This is a genomic window from Pseudomonas sp. P5_A2_2 (assembly GCF_054177685.1).
Genome location: NZ_JBGCUL010001354.1, coordinates 1 through 1015, shown reverse-complemented (window position 1 = coordinate 1015; position 1015 = coordinate 1). Strand labels below are relative to the sequence as shown.

Sequence of the window (1015 nt, the reverse complement as noted above, 5' to 3'; positions counted from 1 at the left end):
GTGTAGAATCGGTTTACGCATACAATAATAATCGTCTTCTGGCAGCAGAAGCCTCGCCCGCAAGAGCCTTGGGTCGACAATGAAGATATTCGGGTTTCAACTGATCTACGGTGACTTTCTCGCCCGCAGCGTGCGGGGCATCTCCTGTGCGCCACCCACCGGTCTCAGCATTGCTAGCAACTAACATTTGTTAATTCCAAAAGCATGATGAGGCGCCGACCATGGCAGATTTATACGAAAACCCAATGGGCCTGATGGGCTTTGAATTCATCGAGCTCGCATCGCCAACCCCGAATACCCTGGAACCGATCTTCGAGATCATGGGCTTCACCAAGGTGGCGACCCACCGTTCCAAGGACGTGCACCTGTATCGCCAGGGCGCGATCAACCTGATCCTCAATAACGAACCCCACAGCGTGGCCTCGTACTTTGCGGCCGAGCACGGCCCGTCGGTGTGCGGCATGGCGTTTCGCGTCAAGGATTCGCAAAAAGCCTACAAGCGCGCCCTGGAACTCGGCGCCCAGCCGATCCACATCGAAACCGGCCCGATGGAGTTGAACCTGCCGGCGATCAAAGGCATCGGCGGTGCGCCGCTGTACCTGATCGACCGTTTCGGCGAGGGCAGCTCGATCTATGACATCGACTTCGTGTTCATCGAAGGTGTGGACCGCCATCCGGTCGGTGCCGGCCTGAAGATCATCGATCACCTGACCCACAACGTGTATCGCGGTCGCATGGCCTACTGGGCCAACTTCTACGAGAAGCTGTTCAATTTCCGCGAAATCCGTTACTTCGACATCAAGGGCGAATACACCGGCCTGACCTCCAAGGCCATGACCGCGCCGGACGGCATGATCCGCATTCCGTTGAACGAAGAATCGTCCAAGGGCGCCGGGCAGATCGAAGAGTTCCTGATGCAGTTCAACGGCGAAGGCATCCAGCACGTTGCGTTCCTGTCCGATGACCTGCTCAAGACCTGGGACCACCTGAAAAGCATCGGCATGCGCTTCATGAC

The 1015-nt window shown here is 57.1% G+C and carries 1 protein-coding gene; it reads left to right on the top strand.

Features of this window, described 5'->3' with window-relative positions; genetic code table 11:
- Positions 1-221: 221 nt before the first annotated feature.
- Positions 222-1015 (top strand): 4-hydroxyphenylpyruvate dioxygenase (gene hppD / locus ACXRVY_RS31370; protein WP_458239260.1); only part of this gene is annotated, 794 nt, incomplete at its 3' end.